Raw genomic sequence first — 16,668 nt, forward strand, 5'->3', positions numbered from 1 at the left:
GGCCGATCAAGCTCCTGCCCGGCGTGCTCTCGCCGCTGCGCGCCTTCGAGGGCGGCGGCATCGACTACGTCATCGTGCGCGAGAACACCGAGGGGCTTTATGCCAGCCGCGGCGCCGGGGTGGTGTTGCGCGACGAGATCGCCTCCGACAGTCTGGTCGTGACGCGCAAGGGCACCGAGCGGGTGGCGCGCTTTGCCTTCGACCTCGCCGCCCGGCGCCAGGGCGCGCCGCGGGACGGGCAGCGGCGGGTCACGGTCTGCGACAAGGCCAACATCCTGCGGTCTTACGCCTTCTTCCGCCGAATCTGCGACGAGGTCCATGCCGGCTATCCGGACATCGCCATCGACTACGCCTATGCCGACGCCATCACCGTCCATATGCTCAAGCGGCCCGACAGCTACGACGTGATCGTGGCCGAGAACATGTTCGGCGATATCATCTCGGATCTCGGCGCCGCCACCGTCGGCGGGATGGGCATCTCGCCCTCGGGCGAGATCGGCGACGGCCACGCCCTGTTCCAGGGCGCCCACGGCTCGGCGCCGGACATCGCCGGACAGAACGCCGCGAGCCCGATCGCCACCGTCCTGTCGGGGGTGATGATGCTGCGCTGGCTCGGCCAGCGGAACGGCGATGCGGCTCTCGCCTCCGCGGCGGACCGGATCGAGGCGGCGGTCGGCACGGTGCTCGCTGAGGGCCGCGCGGTGCCCCGCGACCTCGGCGGGGCCGCGAGCTGCACCGAGGTGACCGACGCCGTGCGTCGCGCCCTCGCCTGATTTCCCTTCTTCCCCATGGAGACATCGTCATGAGCAAGCAGCGCGTCGGAATCGTCGGCGTCGGGCTGATGGGGCACGGCATCGCCCTCAACCTCGCCCGCAAGGGCTGGCCGCTCGGCTATCTCGACCATCCGGGCAACCAGCCGACGGACGACCTCGACGCCCTCGGCGCGGCCCGCCACCCCGACCGGACGGCGCTGGCGAAGGCGAGCGAGGTCGTCATCCTCTGCGTCACCGGGACGCCGCAGGTCGAGGACGTCCTTCTCGGCGACGGCGGCGTGCTCGCCTCCTTGCGCCCCGGCACGGTGGTGGTCGATTGCTCGACCGCGGTGCCCGCCTCGACGGCGAAAGTCGCGGCGGCGGTGCGCGAGGCCGGAGGGCGCTTCCTCGACGCGCCGATGACCCGCACGCCGAAGGAGGCGGCGGAGGGGCGGCTCAACCTCCTGGTCGGGGCCGAGCCGGAGCTGTTCGAGGCGATGCACCCGCTGCTTTCGGCCTTCGCCGAGAACATCTTCCATGCCGGCGCGGAGGCCGGGGCCGGCCACACCCTCAAGCTCCTGCACAACTACGTCTCGCTCGGCTTCGTCACCCTGCTCGCCGAATCCGCGGCCTGCGCCGGGCGCGCCGGCATCGCCCCGGAGGTGCTGGTCGAGGTGCTGAGGAAGGGCGGCGGCCACGGCGCGGCGCTCGACCGGCTGTCGCCGTTCCTCATCTCGGGCGATTCCTCGCCGATGCAGTTCTCGATCGCCAATGCCCGCAAGGACTTGAATTACTACGTGGCGATGGCCGAGGGGCTGGGCGCCGAGCGGGCCGTCGCCGCCGGGGTGCTGGCCGATCTCGATCGCGTGGTCGAGGCGGGGCACGGGACCGACCACCTGCCGCGGATCGTCTCGCACTTCGCGGCCAAGGACTGACGCAGGCCGGCGGGGTCGAGTATCGTCGCGGCGTCCTCAGGGAGCTTCCCCGCGATGCCCGACCTCTCCGCCTTTCCGATCACCGCGCGCTGGCCGGCCCGGCACCCGGACCGGATCCAGCTCTATTCCTTCCCGACCCCGAACGGCGTGAAGGTGTCGATCGCCCTGGAGGAACTCGGCCTGCCCTACGAGGCCCACACCGTCCAGATCGGCAAGAACGAGACCTGGAACCCGGAATTCCTGTCGCTCAACCCGAACGGCAAGATCCCGGCGATCATCGATCCGGACGGGCCGGGTGGACAACCCCTCGCCCTGTTCGAGTCGGGCGCGATCCTGCTCTACCTCGCCGAGAAGACCGGGCGGCTGATCCCGGCCGATCCGGCCGGGCGCACCGAGACCACGCAGTGGCTCTTCTTCCAGATGGCGGCGGTCGGGCCGATGTTCGGCCAGCTCGGCTACTTCCACAAGTTCGCCGGCCGGGAGATCGAGGACAAGCGGCCGCTGCACCGCTACCGCGACGAGTCGAAGCGCCTGCTCGGCGTGCTGGAGACCCGGCTCACCGGCCGCGACTGGATCATGGGCGCGGACTACACCATCGCCGACATCGCGATGCTCGGCTGGGTGCGCAACCTGATCGGCTTCTACGAGGCGCGGGAACTGGTGGAGTACGACGCGCTCGCAGCCGTCCCGGCCTGGCTGAAGCGGGGGCTCGCCCGGCCGGCGGTGCAGCGCGGGCTGGAGATCCCGCCGCGGGGGTGACCCCGGCGGCAGCCGGAGGGGTCTTTCGCCCTCCGGCGACCCGGGTCAGTCGAGGTCGAGCATCAGGCGCAGGTTCTGCACCGCGGCACCGGACGCGCCCTTGCCGAGATTGTCGAGGCGCGCGACCAGCACCGCCTGGCGATGCGTGTCGGAGCCGAACACCCGGAGTTCGAGCGTGTCGGTGTCGTTCAGCGCCTCGGGCTCGATGCGCTCGCGGTCGGCGCCGTCCTCGGCCGCGTCCACGACCTTGACGAGCTTGGCGCCGGCATAGCGGGCGGCGAGCGCGGCTTCGAGATCGGCGACGCGCGGTGTGCCGGGCAGCAGATCGAGGTGGAGCGGGATCGACACCAGCATGCCCTGGCGGAAATTGCCCACCGACGGCACGAAGATCGGCCGGCGGGTCAGGCCGGCATATTTCTGCGTCTCGGGCAGGTGCTTGTGGCCGAAGCCGAGGCCGTAGAGCTGGAAGGCCGGGGCCTCGCCGGCCTCGTAGGCCTCGATCATCTTGCGGCCGCCGCCGCTATAGCCCGACACCGCGTTGATGCTGATGGGGTGGTCGGCCGGGATCAGGCCGGCATCGACCAGCGGGCGCAGCAGCGCGATGGCGCCGGTCGGGTAGCAGCCCGGGTTGGAGACGCGGCGCGACGCCCGGATGGCGGATTCCTGCGCGGGCGCCAGCTCGGCGAAGCCGTAGGTCCAGGCCGGATCGACCCGGTAGGCGGTGCTCGCATCGAGCAGCCGCGGGCCGCCGCCGGGCAGGGAATCGGCGAGCGCCGCCGTCTCGCGCGAGGCGTCGTCGGGCAGGCAGAGGACCACGAGGTCGACCTCGGACAGGAGGGCACGCTTGGCCTCCGGGTCCTTGCGGCTCTCATGCGGGATCGATCGCAGGGTGATGTCGTCGAAGGCCTCCAGGCGCTCGCGGATGCCGAGACCGGTCGTGCCGGCCTCGCCGTCGATGAAGACGCTCGGGCTGTGCTTGCGGGTCATGGGCGAAGTCTCCGTGGCGCGGACCGGCCGATGCCGAACGACGCGCGTCGTGATGGGGGGCGGGGGGCCGTCGAGTCAATCGGCAATGACGGCCCGTGAGGGCAGGAACTGTGCCGCGTGATTCGCGACGGTCTCATGTCGCAGGCCCGTCCACAGCCGGAGACCCCGCCCCAGAGGAACCCGGCCCTCGCCGCCCGGTTGTGCTGCCAGATCGAAGCAGACGACCTGAGGAGCCCATCATGGCCGGTACCGCCAAGAAGACCGACCCGAAGCTGTGGGAGAAGGTGAAGAAGGACGTCACCCGCTCAGCGAAGGGCGGCAAGCCCGGCCAATGGTCGGCCCGCAAGGCGCAGATGGCGGTGCAGGAATACAAGGAGGAGGGCGGCGGCTACGAGGGCAAGAAGTCGTCCGACAACCGCCTCAAGCAATGGACCGACGAGGAGTGGGGCACCAAGTCGGGCAAGGAGAGCGGCAAGACCGGCGAGCGCTACTTGCCGAAGAAGGCCCGCGAGGAGCTGTCCGACGACGAGTACAAGCGCTCGACGGCCAAGAAGCGGGCCGACAGCGCCAAGGGCCGGCAGCACTCGAAGCAGCCGAAGGACGTGGCGAAGAAGGCGGCCGCCGCGCGCAAGGCCTCGCACAAGACCGGCAGCCGGGACGGCGGCCCGACCAAGGCCGAGCTGATGCAGAAGGCCCGGGCGAAGAACATTCCGGGCCGCTCCACCATGTCGAAGGGCGAGCTGGAGCGGGCGTTGGGCGCCTGACCGGCGGCGAGCACCGGCGCGAGGGCGATCCATTCCCTGTTCCTCGGGTCGGATCGCGGTCGGCGCGCCTTCAACGGCGTGACCGCGCATCGGCCGCGGCATGGACGCTCCGGCGCCACTGGCTCGGCGTCGCACCGGTCCATTCCAGGAAAGCCCGCGTGAAGTGGGCGGTATCGGAGTAGCCGAGATCGATCGCGATCCGCCCGATGGATTGCGTGCTCGTCGAGAGAAGAGCTTCGGCGCGGCGGCGCGTCACGTCGCGCCGCAGATCGGCGAAGCCGGTGCCCGCCTGCTCCAGACGGCGTTGAAGGGTCCTGCGCGAGAGCCCGAGACGGCGGGCGACAGCATCGATTGAGGGACGAGCCTCGTCGAGGCCGAGTTCGATGAGGTGGCAAACGCAGGCCGGGAGGTCCTCGCCGATCGGCTTTGTCTCCGCCGGCGACAGTTCCGTCGGATCGAGGCGGCTCGGATTTGCCGCGTCGAGGTGGCGGGCGGGGAAGGCCAGGCCCGCCCGCGGCCCGAAGGAAACCGTGCAGCCGAGGCACGCCTCGATCTCGGCGCGACCCGCCAGGGTCGCTCCCGTCACCACCGCCCGTTCGGGCCGCCAAGCCGGTCCGAGGAAATGGCGGACGGTGCCGAGCAGATAGCCGAGGGCCAGGACCTCGTTGGCCTGGCGCCCTCTCTCGATCCGCTCGGTGATGCCGTAGCCGTAGAACGCGTCGTCGCCCTGCCGGCGCTGGCCCGTCCAGGTGGCGGTCTGCAGCAAAAGCGGCGTGACGACCTCCACCCGGTGCAGGGCCGCGCCCAACGTCTCGGCGGAGCGGACCTGGGCGCCGATCGGCCCGAGGCCGACGATCCCCGTTTGCATGGACAGGCGAGCGGGCAAGGCCGGATCACCGATTTCCCGCAAGGCGGCGGCAACGAGCGCGAGTTGGTCACGCAGCAGGATCAGGCGATCGGGCGTATCCAGCAGCGTCAGCGGCATCCCGGCCCGTCCGAACAAGCGCCCGAGCGAGCCTCCGGCTTCCGTCACCGCCTGGGCGATCGCCCCGACGGTCCGCGCCCTGGTCATGCCGTAAGACGACATTCGAGCCTCCCCGGACGACAGGGTTCTCCGACTGGCGCCGAATGGCAAGCCTCAGCCGCGAGCGACGCCTAAGCCTCGGGGCCCGCAGGGGACGGCAACCACCCGGCACGGGGTCCGGGTCGCTCCCGATCGCGGCAGACGAACCCGGAGAGCCTCATGAAGACCTATCCGTTCGACGACCGCGCCATCGCATGGCGGACCATCGACGGCTTCGACCACGCCTCGTATGCGATTTTGAGCGTCGACGAGCACGCGCGGATCGTCGACCTCCTGCTGAAGTTTGCGGCGAACGAAAGGGTCGCGCTGCACCGGCACGGCGCCGATTACCGGACGCTGGTCCTGCAAGGCGAGTTGCGGATCTACCGGCCCGACGGGACGCTGAAGGAGGTACGGCCGGTCGGTAGCTACGTCGCGGGTCGGGCGGGAGGCGAGCCCCATACGGAGGGCGGCGGCGACCAGGACGCGATCGTCTACTTCACCAACCGCAACATCGATGGCCCGATCTACGAGATCCTCGACGAGGATCACACCGTCGTGGCGACCTTCGGCCTGCCGGAGTTCCAGGCGCTCTACAACGCGCAGGCGGAGGCCGTCGCGTGATGCCGATGGCCAGTCCCCGTCCGCACGGAATCCGCCGGTGCAGGAGCCGGCGTAGGGCGATCTGGTCCCGCCTGCGAAGCGGCGCGCTCGGGCTTCTCCTCGGTGCTGCCGCCGCCCTCGACGGGCACGCCGCCGAAACGCCGCCAACGATCGCGGTCTTGCCGATCAAGCTGCTCGACACATCGGGCGAGCCGACTGATCAGGCACCGCAGCATGGCGTCCGGTTGGCACGCATGGCCGACGACCTCGCGGCGGACCTGACGCGCACGGGCCGATACCGGGCGATGGTCCTCCCAGCCGCGGTACTGGAACGGGATTGTCCCACCGGCAAGGCCGCCTGCCTGCTGGAGGCCGCCCGCCGGCAGGGGGCCGCGCTGGTCTTCGTTGGCGTCGTCCACAAGAGCAGCACCCTGATCCTGCAGATCTGGGCGCGGCTCGCCGATGTCCACACCGGTCGGGATGTGTTCTCGCGCGACCTCAACTTCCGCGGCGACACGGACGAGGCGTGGCAGCGCGCCGAGACGTTCCTCGTCGCGCAGATACGGGATACCGACCGGAGCCGCGGCGACTGATCGATGCGTCAGCATCTCAGGCCGGGTATGACGAGTCCCGATCGTCCGGACGGCCACGAAAAAAGGGCGGGCCCTCGCGGGCCCGCCCTCTTTTTTGCAGTGACCGAAAATGTCGCCTTAGCGCTTCGAGAACTGGAAGCTGCGGCGAGCCTTCTTGCGGCCGTACTTCTTGCGCTCGACGACGCGCGGGTCGCGGGTCAGGAAACCCTCGCGCTTCAGCGGCGAGCGCAGCTCGGGCTCGAAGTAGGTCAGGGCCTTGGACAAGCCGTGGCGCACAGCGCCGGCCTGGCCGGAGAGGCCGCCGCCGGCCACCGTCACGACGATGTCGTACTGGTCGACGCGGTCGACGATCTGGAGCGGCTGCTGCAGGATCATGCGCAGCACCGGACGGGCGAAGTAGGTGTCGACCGGGCGGTCGTTCACCGTGATCTTGCCGGCACCGGGCTTGATCCAGACGCGGGCGATCGCGTCCTTGCGCTTGCCGGTGGCATAGGCGCGGCCGAGGGAGTCCAGCTTCTGGACGTGGACCGGGGCCTCGTTCTCGCCCTGCGACGAGTTCTGGGCCTTGCTGGCCTGGCCGAGGTCGGAGAGGGACTGAAGGGTCGCCATCTTACGCGCTCACGTTCTTGCGGTTGAGAGCGGCGACGTCGAGCGTCTCCGGCTGCTGGGCGGTGTGGGGGTGCTCGTTGCCCTTGTAGACCCGGAGGTTGCCCAGGATCTGCCGGAACAGCGGGCCGCGCGGCAGCATGCGCTCCACGGCCTTCTCGACGATGCGCTCGGGGAAGCGCCCCTCGAGGATGAACTTGGCCGAGCGCTCCTTGATGCCACCGGCGTAACCAGTATGGTGGTAGTACACCTTCTGGTTATATTTGCGGCCGGTGAACTTCACCTTCTCCGCGTTGATGACGATGACGTTATCGCCGCAATCGACGTGGGGCGTGTACTGGGGCTTGTGCTTGCCCCGCAGACGCATCGCGATGATCGACGCCAGGCGGCCGACCACGAGGCCCTCCGCGTCGATAACCACCCACTTCTTGTCGACGTCGGCGGGCTTCAGCGAAAAGGTCTTCATCGCGGATAAGTCCCGGAAGTCTTGACGAAAAAAACAGGACGCCGCCGCGGTCAGTGACGAGCGCGCAGCGGCGATGGCCGGCTCAGTAACCGAGGATCGCGTCGGCGTCAAGCGAACCGAAAAACCCGAAACGGCAAAAACCCGAGCGTTTCTAGCAGCTTCGCGATAGCGGTATCATGATACCGCTATTTTGGCGGGATCGCGTAGGTGCCGGTGGCGTGGCAGACCAGCTCCTCCTGATCGAGGCTGCGGATCAGGACCTCGCCCACGGCGAGGGAGCGCCCGAGCTTGAGCAGGCGCGCCTCGGCGAGGAGGTCGCGTTGCGCGGGCTTGCGCATGAAGTTGAACGACAGGTTGGTGGTCACCGCGAGCGCCACCGGGCCGATCTGGGCCAGGATCGCCACGTAGAGCGCCACGTCGGCGAGCCCCATCATCGCCGGGCCGGAGATCGTGCCGCCGGGGCGCAGGTGGCGCTCGTGGTAGGGCAGGCGCATCGTCGCGGTCATCGGCCCGACGCTCTCGACCACCGGACCGGGGCCGCCGTGATGGATCTGCGGAAACACCTCGTCGAGAAAGGCCGAGACCGCGGCGCGGTCCATCATCGGGGCGGGGGACGCGGGGGCGGAAGGCATGCGCAGGGTGGTTCCGGTGATCGTGTTGCACGATCTTGCAGCATGGCGCCCGGCACCGGACAATAGGCCATCCGTGTCGTCCCCGATCCGGGACCGCCAAGGCGAGCCCACCAAGCCGAGCCCACCAAGCCGAGCGCGCATGTCAGACCTTCTCCTCCTCCGCGACGACCGCGACGGCGTCGCGACGCTGACGCTGAACCGGCCGCGGGCCCGCAACGCCCTGTCGCACGCGATGCTGACCGCCCTGGCGGAAGAATTCGCGCGGCTCGCCGCGGACGAATCCGTGCGCGCCGTGGTGCTGGCCGCGGAAGGGCCCGCCTTCTGTGCCGGCCACGACCTCAAGGAGATGACCGCCTATCGGGCGGAGGCCGATCGCGGCGCGGCCCGCTTCAGGGCGCTGTTCGACCTCTGCTCGTCGGTGATGATGGCGATTCCCGCCCTGCCGCAGCCGGTGATCGCCGCGGTCGAGGGCGTCGCGACCGCGGCCGGCTGCCAGCTGGTGGCCTCCTGCGACCTCGCGGTGGCCGGAACGGAGGCCCGCTTCGCGACGCCGGGCGTGCAGATCGGCCTGTTCTGCTCGACCCCGATGGTGGCGCTCTCGCGCAACCTGTCGCGCAAGGCCGCGATGGCGATGCTGCTCACCGCCGAGATGGCGGAGGCCGAGGAGGCGAAGGCCCTCGGCCTCGTCAATCGGGTCGTGCCCGCCGGCACGGCGCTCGGCCAGGCGCAGGATCTCGCGGCCGGCATCGCGGCGCGCAGCGCCTACACGGTGCGGGTCGGCAAGCGCGCCTTCTACGAGCAGCTGGAGATGCCGCTGGCCGAGGCCTACGCCCATGCGGGCCGGGTGATGACCGAGAACATGCTGGCGCGTGCGGCCGAGGACGGCATCGCGGCGTTCCTCGACCGGAAGGCCGCCCGATGACCCACGACCGTTACGACGACGAGGCTCTGCGCAAGATCCTGCAGCGGGTGCGCAGCATCGCGCTGGTCGGCGCCTCCGCCAACCCGGCCCGGCCGAGCTGGATCGTCACCAAGTACCTCCTGGAGCGCGGCTATCAGGTGATCCCGGTCAATCCGGGCCTCGCCGGGACCGACCTTCTGGGCCGGCCCGTGGTGGCGCGGCTCGCCGACCTCGCCCAGCCGGTCGACATGGTGGAGATCTTCCGCAATTCCGAGGCCGCCGGGCCCCTCGTCGACGAGGCGCTCGCTCTCGATCCGCTGCCGGGCGTGATCTGGATGCAGCTCGGCGTGCGCAACGACGAGGCGGCGGCCCGGGCCGAGGCCCGAGGCGTCACCGTGGTGATGAACCGCTGCCCGAAGATCGAGTACGGCCGCCTCTCGGGGGAGATCGGCTGGACGGGGGTGAATTCCCGCATCCTCAGCGCCAAGCGGCCGAAGCTGGCGGCGAAGGGTTTTCAGAAGCTGACCATCGAGGAAAGGTAAGCTCACCAACTGCCAGCTCGGCGCTTTCGCGGCATACGTCCCGTACAAGAGGCGTGCCTTCCGCGACCGCACCTGTCGCCCGCCGAAAGCCTGGATGGCGGGCGCGCTCCGCTCCTCACGCCGCCGCCGGCAACCCGCCGAAGCGGCGCTGGCGGCTCCGGAACGCGGTCATCGCCGCGGCGAGTTCCGCCTCGCCGAAATCCGGCCAGGCGCAGGGCGTGAAGTGCAGCTCGGCATAGGCGCTCTCCCAGAGCAGGAAGTCGGACAGGCGCTGCTCCCCGCTCGTGCGGATCACGAGGTCGACCTCCGGGGCGCCGTCGCCGGTGACGAGGCGGGCGAAGTCCTCGCGGGTGGCGTCGGGAGCGGCCGCGCGGGCGGCCGCCAGGATCGCGTCGCGGGCCGAGTAGTCGAGGGCGATGCGCAGGTGCAAGCGGGTGCCCGCGCGGGTCGCGGCCTCGGCGGCCGCGATGGCCTCCGCGAGGCCGTCGGGCAGGCGGTCGCGCCGGCCGATCACGGTGAGGCGCACGCCGTCGCGCCGCAAGACCTCGACCTCGCGGGCGAGATAGAGGCGGAGCAGGCCCATCAGCCCGGCCACCTCGGCGGCCGGACGGCGCCAGTTGTCGGAGGAGAAGGCGTAGAGCGTCAGCGTGCCGATGCCCTGGCCGGGTGCCGCCCGCGCCACCCGCCGCACCGTGCCGACCCCCGCCTCGTGGCCGACGACCCGGGGCAGGCCGCGGGTCGTCGCCCAGCGGCCGTTGCCGTCCATGATGAGGCCGACATGAAGCCGGGGCTCCCGAAGCTCGGGCTCTTGCAGGTTGAACTCTTGCAGGTTGGGCGCTTGCAGCTCGGCTTCCTGGATTGAACCGCTTTGCATTGCAAAGTCTCCAGACAAAAAAGGGAGGGAGGTCAGGCGGGGACTGGCTCGGGACCGGCGTCGTTCCGGCCGTCGCCCTGACGGGCCGCCTCGGCGGCATCGCGGACCACGCGCTCCAGCACCGCGAGGTAGTCGACGAAGCGCTGCCGCCCGGTGGGGGTGAGGCGGCAGGTGGTGAGCGGGCGCCGTCCCTCGTAGCCCTTGTGGATCTCGACGAGCCCGGCCTCCTCCAGCACGCCGAGGTGGCGGCTGAGATTGCCGTCGGTCAGGCCGCAGAGCTGCTTGAGGTCGGAGAAGGCCAGGGGCTTCGGGTGGGCGGCGAGCGAGGTGAGGAGGCTCAGCCGCGCCCGCTCGTGCAGCACCCGGTCGAGCCCGTCATACGCGTAAGGGGCAGGTTTAGACATCGTCGCCTCCCGGGGCACGGTGGAGGATGAACGCCAGCAGCCCCTGGCCGAGGGCGAAGGGCAGGCCCATGGTCCAGGGCGAGAGGGCATGCCCCTCGGCCGAGGCCGCGATGGTGCCGAGGCCCGCGACCACGTACCAGCCCGCCGCCAGGGCGACCGGCCGCGGCAGGGCCCGCAGGGAGGCGAACAGCCCGAGGCCGACGAGGATCTGCCACAGGCCCGGCAGCAGCCACAGGGATTCCGGCGCGAGGCGCGCCAGCACCAGGAGCAGCAGCGCCCCGGCGGCGCCCGCCGGCAGAAAGGCCTCGACCGCGTTGAGGATCATCGCGTCGGCGAGCCCGGAATGGTGCCGGCGGCTGCGCGCCAGCATCTCGGCGCCGATCACCAGGATCGAGACGACCGCGACGGCGATCCAGCCGGCGAGGAAGGTCAGGGGCCGGCCGGTCGGATCGTCGAGGAGGGCGGCCTGCGCCACCGCGGCGGCAAGCGCCAGGGCGCCGGTGACCGCCAGCGCGGTGGGGCCGTAGCCCTGGAAGGCGGTGCCGGCGGCGACCTGGCTGCGGATCGCCGTGATGTCGGCCAGCACCCGGTCGAGATCGGCCCTGTCGAGATCGCGCATCGGGGAACCCGCATCAACTTTCTGATGCAAAGTACGCGAATGCGCAAAGTCCCGCAAGGGGATTCGGGCGGCGCCCCGCGCCGCCCGGTCGCGTCTCAGCGGTTGGCGCGCGCCAGGGCGGCGTGGAGCAGCAGATTCACGCCCGGCAGGGTCGGCTCCAGGGAAATATCCTCGGCCTCGTTGTGGGTGATGCCGTCCCGGCAGGGGGTGAAGATCATGCAGGAAGGGGCGACCCGGGCGACGTGGTAGGCGTCGTGGCCGGCCTGGGAGCGCAGGTCCATGGTCGGGATGCCCAGGCGCGCGGCGGTCTCGCGCAGGGTGCCGATCAACCCGTCGTCGAACGAGAAGACCCCGAAACCCCATTCCTCGGCGATGGAGATCTGCGTCAGCGAGCGGGCGGCGCAGTCGGGCAGGGCGGCGCGCAAGGATGCCTTCATGGTCTCGAGGGTCTCGAGCTTGGGCGCCCGCATGTCGATGAAGAGTTCGGCGTATTCCGAGAGCGTCCCGGGGAGGTTCGGCACCAGGTCGAGGCGGGCGGCGGTGGCCTTGGCGTCGGTGTCGGCATGGGCCCAGCCGATGTCGTTGACCGCCACCGCCACCATGGCGGCGCCCACCAGCGCGTTGTGGCGCTCGCCCATCGGGGTCGGGCCGGTATGAGCGGTGGCGCCCTCGACGGCGATGCGCATGCCGCAGCTCGGATAGCCGCCTGTGACGATGCCGACCGGCACGCCCGCCCGGTCGAGGGCCGGGCCCTGCTCGATGTGCAATTCGAAATAGGCGTCGATGCTGCGACCGCCGACCGGTTCGGGACCGCGATAGCCGATGCCGTCCAGCGCATCGCCGAAGCGGATGCCGTCGCGGTCGCGCCGGTTCTCGACCCAGTCCGGCGTCGCCTGGCCGGACCAGGCCAGCGAGCAGAGCATCGGCGGCGAGAACCGCGCCCCCTCCTCGTTGGTCCAGTTCACCACCTCGATCGCGCGCTTCGTCGCGATCCCGAGATCGTCGAGAGTGCGCAGGACCTCGAGCCCGGCGAGCACGCCCAGGATGCCGTCGAAGCGCCCGCCGGCCCATTGGGTGTCGAGATGGCTGCCGATCACCACCGGCGGCAGGTCGGGCTCGGTGCCTTCGCGCCGCAGCACCATGTTGCCGAGCCCGTCGATGGTGAGCGGATAGCCGCCTTCCCCGGCCCAGGCTTTCAGCTGGTCGCGCATCACCCGGTCGGGCTCGGTCAGGGTGAGGCGGCGCAGACCGCCCCGGGGCCCGGTGCCGATGCCGGCCGACACCATCAGGGTGTCCCAGAGCCGGCTGCCGTTCACGGAGAGGTTGGTGGTCATCGCGGAAGGCCTCACGCTACGCGGGGGAGTGTGCGTGCGCCGGGATGCGAGGGCCGTGCCGGACGGCCCGGCGCCGGGCGCGGGGGTGGGGTGCGCGCTACCCGAGCCGCGCGCGGGCCGCCGCGTATTCCGCCTTCAGCCGGTCGATCACCACGGCGGTGGCCGGCGCGTCGTCGATGGTGCCGACGCCCTGGCCGGCGCCCCAGATGTCGCGCCAGGCCTTGGTGGTGCCGGACCCGAAGTTCATCTTGGTCTTGTCGACCTCCGGCAGCGCGTTGGGGTCGAGGCCGGCGGCGGTGACGCTGGGCTTGAGGTAGTTGCCCGGCACGCCGGTGAAGTAGGGGGTGTACATCACGTCGGCGGCCGTCGTGCCGACGATCATCTCCTTGTAGGCCGGCGCGGCGTTGGCCTCCTGCGTGGCGATGAAGCGGGTGCCCATATAGGCCAGATCCGCGCCCATCGCCTGGGCGGCCAGGATCGCATCGCCGGTGGTGATGGCACCCGACAGGATCAGCGGCCCCTTGAAGAAGCGCCGCACCTCGCTCACCAGCGCGAAGGGCGAGAGCGTGCCGGCATGGCCCCCGGCCCCGGCGCAGACCAGGATCAGCCCGTCGACGCCGGCCTCCAGCGCCTTCTCGGCGTGACGCACGGTGGTGACGTCGTGGAAGACGACGCCGCCCCAGCCGTGCACCGCCGAGACCACCGCGTCGGGCGCCCGCAGCGACGTGATGATGATCGGCACCCGGTGCTTGCCGCAGACCATGAGGTCGTGCTCGAGCCGGTCGTTCGAGGCGTGGACGATCTGGTTGACGGCGTAGGGCGCGACGATGCGGTCGGGATCGGCCGCCTTGGCCTCGGCGAGCGCTCCCGTGATCCGGGTCAGCCACTCGTCGAGGGCTTCCTTCGGCCGGGCGTTGAGGGCCGGGAACGAGCCGACGATGCCGTTGACGCACTGGGCGATGACCAGTTCCGGCCCCGAGACGATGAACATCGGCGAGGCGATCACCGGCAGGGCGAGGGCGTGGCGGAGGCTGTCGGGCAGGGACATCGGCGGCGTGGCTCCCGGGGATCTTGTTGTCCTCTCGCATCGCATCGGGCGCCGGGTGCGGTCAACGGGAGGCTTGACGGGAGCCCGGGCCATCGGCTCCCTCCGCGCATGGACGCGATCACGATCCGCCGCCTGGGAGCCGTCGACGGCCCGGCCTACCGCTCCCTGCGCCTGGAGGCCCTGGAGCGGCACCCCGCCTCCTTCGGCACGGCCCTGGAGGATGTGGCCGGGCACGGGCCGGACTGGTTCGGCCTACGGCTGGAGCAGTCCCTGACCTTCGGGGCGTTCCGGAGCGACGCGCTCCTCGGTGCCGCCACCCTGGCGCTGCAGGAGGGCGCGAAGCTGCGGCACAAGGGCGACGTGACCGGGGTCTACATCCGGGGCGAGGCGCGGGGGCTGGGCCTGGGCGCCGCGCTCCTCGACCGCCTCGTCGCCGAGGCCCGCCCCCGGGTCGAGGCCCTGCGGCTGACCGTCGAGGCCGAGAACCACGCGGCGCTGCGGCTCTACGAGAGGCTGGGCTTTCGCCCCTATGGCCGCGAGCGCCGGGCCCTGAAGATCGGGGACCGCTACCACGACGAGGTGCTGATGGAACTCGTCCTCGCGGGCGATCCTGCGTTAGAACCTCCCGACGCCCATCACCAGGAGAGCCCGCGTGCAGGCTGACATCGGAACCCCGGAGGCGGTCGGCCTCTCGTCGGAGCGGCTGGAGCGGATCGTCCCCTGGATGCGGGGCTACGTCGAGGCCGGCAAGCTGCCGGGCCTGTCGGTGACGGTGGCCCGGCGCGGCCGGGTGGTGTTTTCCCGCCAGGAGGGCCTGCGCGACCTTGCCCGAGACCTGCCGATGGACGCCGACACCATCGTGCGCATCTACTCGATGACGAAGCCGCTGACCTCGACGGCGATCCTGATGCTGTACGAGGAGGGCCGTTTTCAGCTCGACGATCCCATTACCCGCTTCCTGCCTGAGTTCCGGGACATGCGGGTGCTGGTCGGCGGCAGCCGGGGCAAGCCCGAGACCGTGCCGGCGGAGCGCGACATCACGTTTCGCGATCTCCTCACGCATACGTCGGGGCTGAGCTACGGCTTCATGGACGCGACGCTGGTCGACCGGATGTACCGGGAGGAGGGCGTCGACTTCCAGACCGCCGAGACCTCGCTCGCCGAGGTGGTGGGGAAGGCCGCCCGCCTGCCGCTGCTCGCCCAGCCGGGGGCCGAGTGGAACTACAGCATCGCCACCGACGTGCTCGGCCACCTCGTGGCGGTGATATCGGGAAAACCCTTCGACGATTTCCTGCGCGAGCGGATCATCCGGCCCCTCGGGATGGTCGATACCGACTTCCACGTGCCCGCGGAGAAGCTCGCCCGGTTCGCCTCGAACTACGCGCTCGGCGAGGGCGGCCGGCTGACCCTGATCGACGACGCGCGGGACGGCCGCTACGCGAAGGCCCGCACCGTGCCGTCGGGCGGCGGTGGCCTCGTCTCCACGGCGGCCGACTATGCCCGGTTCTGCCGCTTCATCCTCGGCGGGGGCGCGCTCGACGGCGTGCGGCTTCTCGGCCGCAAGACCGTCGCCCTGATGACGGCCAACCACCTGCGCGGCGACCTCGCCGATATGGGCCAGCCGCGTTTTTCGGAATCGAGCTACAGCGGCATCGGCTTCGGCCTCGGCTTCTCGGTGATGCTCGATCCGGCCAAGGCCCAGATCCTCGGCACCCCGGGCGAGGTGGCCTGGGGCGGGGCGGCCTCGACGGCGTTCTGGATCGACCCCGCCGAGGACCTGTTCGTCATCATGCTGACGCAGCTCATGCCGTCCTCGACCTGGCCGATCCGGCGCGAGCTGCGGGTGCTCACCTACGCGGCGATCACCGGGTGATCGCGGCGCCGGGCATCATCCGACAGCCCGGCGGTAGAGGTGCCAGGTGGCGTGGCCGAGCACCGGCAGCACCACCGCGAGGCCGACGAACAGCGACACCATGCCCAGCACGAGCAGTCCGGCCACGATGGCGCCCCACGCGAGCATCGGGCCGGGATTCTCGCGCATCAGCGCCAGCGAGGTCTCGATGGCGGTGCCGGCCTCCACGTCCCTGTCGATGATGAGCGGGATCGAGACGGCGCTGACCGCGAGTGCCAGGAGCGAGAAGGCGGCGCCGACGAGGTTGCCGGCGAGGATCAGCGTCCAGCCCCGGGGCGTCGTCAGCACGTCGCCGAGGAAGGCGGAGACCGACGGCTCGGTGACCCCGCCGTAGAGCGACCAATAGAGCCCCATGGCGGCGCAGAGCCAGGCCGCGAAGATCAGCGCCAGCACCACGCCGACCGCCATCACCGCCCGGGCCGAGCGCCCGTGGAGCGGCGCGAAGGCGTCGGTCCAGGCGGCGGGCAGGCCCCATTCCCGGCGCCGGCTCAGCTCGTAGAGGCCGAGCGCCGCGAACGGCCCGATCAGCGCGAAGCCGGCGGCGAGGGGAAACAGGATCGGGATCAGGTTCTGCTCGAAGGTCGCCGCCGCGACGAGCACGCCGGCGACCGGATAGATCAGCACCACGAACAGGACGTGGGTCGGCATCGCCAGGAAATCGTCGACGCCGCGCGACAGGGCGGCCTTGAGATCCTGAACGCCGATCCGCCGCACGGCGGGGCGGGCGGCGGCAAAGCCGTGGGAGAGGGGGAACGAACTCGACATCGCGTGTCCTCCGGGGGGAGGCACCCGCGACGGGAGGGCCGGGCCGCGTCTCGGGCCGTCGTGTCGGCGGTCCTTCAGGCGCCCGGTCCGGCCCGCACGGGCGCCGGAC

The 16,668-nt window shown here is 71.0% G+C and carries 21 protein-coding genes (1 of these 21 cut by a window edge); 10 read left to right on the forward strand and 11 right to left on the reverse strand.

All coding sequences use genetic code 11. From position 1 onward, the window contains the following. The 3 genes in view from miv_RS12235 to miv_RS12245 are tightly spaced (at most 54 nt apart) and all read left to right on the forward strand, a layout consistent with a single transcriptional unit that may run on beyond the window. Positions 1 to 773: the 3' portion of an isocitrate/isopropylmalate dehydrogenase family protein gene (locus tag miv_RS12235; protein ID WP_048427007.1), read on the forward strand. Its footprint begins 313 nt before the window's first position; only the last 773 of its 1,086 coding nucleotides appear in the window; its start codon lies off the left edge, out of view; the stop codon is at positions 771 to 773. 29 nt (positions 774 to 802) lie between these two features. Then, positions 803 to 1,687, forward strand: a complete 885-nt coding sequence (locus tag miv_RS12240; protein WP_058618276.1) for an NAD(P)-dependent oxidoreductase — start codon at positions 803 to 805, stop codon at positions 1,685 to 1,687. Positions 1,688 to 1,741: 54 nt separating this feature from the next. After that, entirely contained in the window at positions 1,742 to 2,446 is a 705-nt protein-coding gene (locus miv_RS12245; protein WP_048427005.1) for a glutathione S-transferase N-terminal domain-containing protein, read from the forward strand. Positions 2,447 to 2,491: 45 nt separating this feature from the next. On the opposite strand, the gene argC is transcribed toward miv_RS12245, so the two are convergent. Beyond that, positions 2,492 to 3,433 carry an N-acetyl-gamma-glutamyl-phosphate reductase gene (argC, locus tag miv_RS12250; RefSeq protein ID WP_048427004.1) on the reverse strand — a complete coding sequence of 314 codons (942 nt, stop codon included), beginning with the start codon at positions 3,431 to 3,433 and terminating at the stop codon, positions 2,492 to 2,494. 239 nt (positions 3,434 to 3,672) lie between these two features. Between argC and miv_RS12255 the strand changes: the two genes are divergently transcribed. After that, on the forward strand, positions 3,673 to 4,197 hold the full coding sequence (locus miv_RS12255) for a DUF5872 domain-containing protein (RefSeq protein ID WP_207182991.1): 525 nt from the start codon (positions 3,673 to 3,675) through the stop codon (positions 4,195 to 4,197). 70 nt (positions 4,198 to 4,267) lie between these two features. Here miv_RS12255 and miv_RS12260 read toward each other — a convergent pair whose 3' ends face one another. Further along, positions 4,268 to 5,182 carry an AraC family transcriptional regulator gene (locus miv_RS12260; RefSeq protein WP_244748970.1) on the reverse strand — a complete coding sequence of 305 codons (915 nt, stop codon included), beginning with the start codon at positions 5,180 to 5,182 and terminating at the stop codon, positions 4,268 to 4,270. Between the two features lie 258 nt (positions 5,183 to 5,440). Here miv_RS12260 and miv_RS12265 point away from each other — a divergent pair, with 258 nt between their 5' ends. Continuing rightward, positions 5,441 to 5,884, forward strand: a complete 444-nt coding sequence (locus tag miv_RS12265; RefSeq protein ID WP_058618280.1) for a cupin domain-containing protein — start codon at positions 5,441 to 5,443, stop codon at positions 5,882 to 5,884. Positions 5,885 to 6,042: 158 nt separating this feature from the next. After that, on the forward strand, positions 6,043 to 6,456 hold the full coding sequence (locus tag miv_RS12270) for a DUF2380 domain-containing protein (protein WP_244748971.1): 414 nt from the start codon (positions 6,043 to 6,045) through the stop codon (positions 6,454 to 6,456). Positions 6,457 to 6,573: 117 nt separating this feature from the next. Here the strand turns inward: miv_RS12270 and rpsI are convergent, their stop codons facing one another. The 3 genes from rpsI to miv_RS12285 form a co-directional block, all read right to left on the reverse strand. After that, positions 6,574 to 7,065: a 30S ribosomal protein S9 gene (gene rpsI, locus miv_RS12275; protein ID WP_048427000.1), complete on the reverse strand. Its 492-nt coding sequence runs from the start codon at positions 7,063 to 7,065 to the stop codon at positions 6,574 to 6,576. A 1-nt stretch (position 7,066) separates the two neighbouring features. After that, positions 7,067 to 7,528, reverse strand: coding sequence for a 50S ribosomal protein L13 (gene rplM / locus miv_RS12280; protein ID WP_048426999.1), 462 nt, complete (start codon positions 7,526 to 7,528; stop codon positions 7,067 to 7,069). A 185-nt stretch (positions 7,529 to 7,713) separates the two neighbouring features. After that, positions 7,714 to 8,160: a PaaI family thioesterase gene (locus tag miv_RS12285; RefSeq protein ID WP_058618281.1), complete on the reverse strand. Its 447-nt coding sequence runs from the start codon at positions 8,158 to 8,160 to the stop codon at positions 7,714 to 7,716. Positions 8,161 to 8,299: 139 nt separating this feature from the next. On the opposite strand from miv_RS12285, the gene miv_RS12290 reads away from it, so the two are divergent. Further along, positions 8,300 to 9,082 (forward strand): enoyl-CoA hydratase, encoded by a 783-nt coding sequence (locus miv_RS12290; protein ID WP_207182992.1) that lies wholly within the window; start codon positions 8,300 to 8,302, stop codon positions 9,080 to 9,082. Beyond that, on the forward strand, positions 9,079 to 9,603 hold the full coding sequence (locus miv_RS12295; RefSeq protein WP_048426996.1) for a CoA-binding protein: 525 nt from the start codon (positions 9,079 to 9,081) through the stop codon (positions 9,601 to 9,603). The genes miv_RS12290 and miv_RS12295 overlap by 4 nt, the downstream gene beginning before the upstream one ends. A 115-nt stretch (positions 9,604 to 9,718) precedes the next feature. Here the strand turns inward: miv_RS12295 and miv_RS12300 are convergent, their stop codons facing one another. From miv_RS12300 to miv_RS12320, 5 genes are all read right to left on the reverse strand, one after another. After that, the gene (locus miv_RS12300; RefSeq protein WP_048426995.1) at positions 9,719 to 10,369 is read right to left on the reverse strand and encodes a di-trans,poly-cis-decaprenylcistransferase; all 651 of its coding nucleotides are present in this window, start codon (positions 10,367 to 10,369) and stop codon (positions 9,719 to 9,721) included. Between the two features lie 140 nt (positions 10,370 to 10,509). Continuing rightward, complete coding sequence (locus tag miv_RS12305; RefSeq protein ID WP_048426994.1) at positions 10,510 to 10,881, reverse strand: winged helix-turn-helix domain-containing protein; 372 nt, start codon at positions 10,879 to 10,881, stop codon at positions 10,510 to 10,512. Further along, positions 10,874 to 11,500, reverse strand: a complete 627-nt coding sequence (locus miv_RS12310; RefSeq protein ID WP_048426993.1) for a hypothetical protein — start codon at positions 11,498 to 11,500, stop codon at positions 10,874 to 10,876. The genes miv_RS12305 and miv_RS12310 overlap by 8 nt, the downstream gene beginning before the upstream one ends. A 95-nt stretch (positions 11,501 to 11,595) precedes the next feature. Beyond that, the gene (locus tag miv_RS12315; protein ID WP_207182993.1) at positions 11,596 to 12,834 is read right to left on the reverse strand and encodes a Zn-dependent hydrolase; all 1,239 of its coding nucleotides are present in this window, start codon (positions 12,832 to 12,834) and stop codon (positions 11,596 to 11,598) included. 97 nt (positions 12,835 to 12,931) lie between these two features. Then, on the reverse strand, positions 12,932 to 13,882 hold the full coding sequence (locus tag miv_RS12320; protein WP_058618283.1) for an NAD(P)H-dependent flavin oxidoreductase: 951 nt from the start codon (positions 13,880 to 13,882) through the stop codon (positions 12,932 to 12,934). A 108-nt stretch (positions 13,883 to 13,990) separates the two neighbouring features. Between miv_RS12320 and miv_RS12325 the strand changes: the two genes are divergently transcribed. Both miv_RS12325 and miv_RS12330 read left to right on the forward strand, forming a co-directional pair. Continuing rightward, positions 13,991 to 14,545 carry a GNAT family N-acetyltransferase gene (locus tag miv_RS12325; RefSeq protein WP_207182994.1) on the forward strand — a complete coding sequence of 185 codons (555 nt, stop codon included), beginning with the start codon at positions 13,991 to 13,993 and terminating at the stop codon, positions 14,543 to 14,545. After that, entirely contained in the window at positions 14,535 to 15,755 is a 1,221-nt protein-coding gene (locus tag miv_RS12330; protein ID WP_244748972.1) for a serine hydrolase domain-containing protein, read from the forward strand. Before miv_RS12325 ends, miv_RS12330 begins: the two co-directional genes overlap by 11 nt. A gap of 15 nt (positions 15,756 to 15,770) precedes the next feature. On the opposite strand, the gene miv_RS12335 is transcribed toward miv_RS12330, so the two are convergent. Further along, positions 15,771 to 16,559: a DUF2189 domain-containing protein gene (locus tag miv_RS12335; protein ID WP_207182995.1), complete on the reverse strand. Its 789-nt coding sequence runs from the start codon at positions 16,557 to 16,559 to the stop codon at positions 15,771 to 15,773. Between the last annotated feature and the right edge of the window lie 109 nt (positions 16,560 to 16,668).

Source organism: Methylobacterium indicum (assembly GCF_017347565.1).
Lineage (GTDB): Bacteria > Pseudomonadota > Alphaproteobacteria > Rhizobiales > Beijerinckiaceae > Methylobacterium > Methylobacterium indicum.

Bases quoted from the DNA above. Each gene is read 5' to 3' on its own strand.
- miv_RS12245 (WP_048427005.1), top strand. From the start codon at position 1,742: ATGCCCGACCTCTCCGCCTTTCCGATCACCGCGCGCTGGCCGGCCCGG.
- miv_RS12285 (WP_058618281.1), bottom strand. From the start codon at position 8,160: ATGCCTTCCGCCCCCGCGTCCCCCGCCCCGATGATGGACCGCGCCGCG.
- miv_RS12295 (WP_048426996.1), top strand. From the start codon at position 9,079: ATGACCCACGACCGTTACGACGACGAGGCTCTGCGCAAGATCCTGCAG.
- miv_RS12325 (WP_207182994.1), top strand. From the start codon at position 13,991: ATGGACGCGATCACGATCCGCCGCCTGGGAGCCGTCGACGGCCCGGCC.
- rplM (WP_048426999.1), bottom strand. From the start codon at position 7,528: ATGAAGACCTTTTCGCTGAAGCCCGCCGACGTCGACAAGAAGTGGGTG.
- miv_RS12310 (WP_048426993.1), bottom strand. From the start codon at position 11,500: ATGCGCGATCTCGACAGGGCCGATCTCGACCGGGTGCTGGCCGACATC.
- miv_RS12290 (WP_207182992.1), top strand. From the start codon at position 8,300: ATGTCAGACCTTCTCCTCCTCCGCGACGACCGCGACGGCGTCGCGACG.
- miv_RS12305 (WP_048426994.1), bottom strand. From the start codon at position 10,881: ATGTCTAAACCTGCCCCTTACGCGTATGACGGGCTCGACCGGGTGCTG.
- rpsI (WP_048427000.1), bottom strand. From the start codon at position 7,065: ATGGCGACCCTTCAGTCCCTCTCCGACCTCGGCCAGGCCAGCAAGGCC.
- miv_RS12255 (WP_207182991.1), top strand. From the start codon at position 3,673: ATGGCCGGTACCGCCAAGAAGACCGACCCGAAGCTGTGGGAGAAGGTG.
- miv_RS12265 (WP_058618280.1), top strand. From the start codon at position 5,441: ATGAAGACCTATCCGTTCGACGACCGCGCCATCGCATGGCGGACCATC.
- miv_RS12260 (WP_244748970.1), bottom strand. From the start codon at position 5,182: ATGCCGCTGACGCTGCTGGATACGCCCGATCGCCTGATCCTGCTGCGT.
- miv_RS12300 (WP_048426995.1), bottom strand. From the start codon at position 10,369: ATGGACGGCAACGGCCGCTGGGCGACGACCCGCGGCCTGCCCCGGGTC.
- miv_RS12335 (WP_207182995.1), bottom strand. From the start codon at position 16,559: ATGTCGAGTTCGTTCCCCCTCTCCCACGGCTTTGCCGCCGCCCGCCCC.
- argC (WP_048427004.1), bottom strand. From the start codon at position 3,433: ATGACCCGCAAGCACAGCCCGAGCGTCTTCATCGACGGCGAGGCCGGC.
- miv_RS12320 (WP_058618283.1), bottom strand. From the start codon at position 13,882: ATGTCCCTGCCCGACAGCCTCCGCCACGCCCTCGCCCTGCCGGTGATC.
- miv_RS12240 (WP_058618276.1), top strand. From the start codon at position 803: ATGAGCAAGCAGCGCGTCGGAATCGTCGGCGTCGGGCTGATGGGGCAC.
- miv_RS12315 (WP_207182993.1), bottom strand. From the start codon at position 12,834: ATGACCACCAACCTCTCCGTGAACGGCAGCCGGCTCTGGGACACCCTG.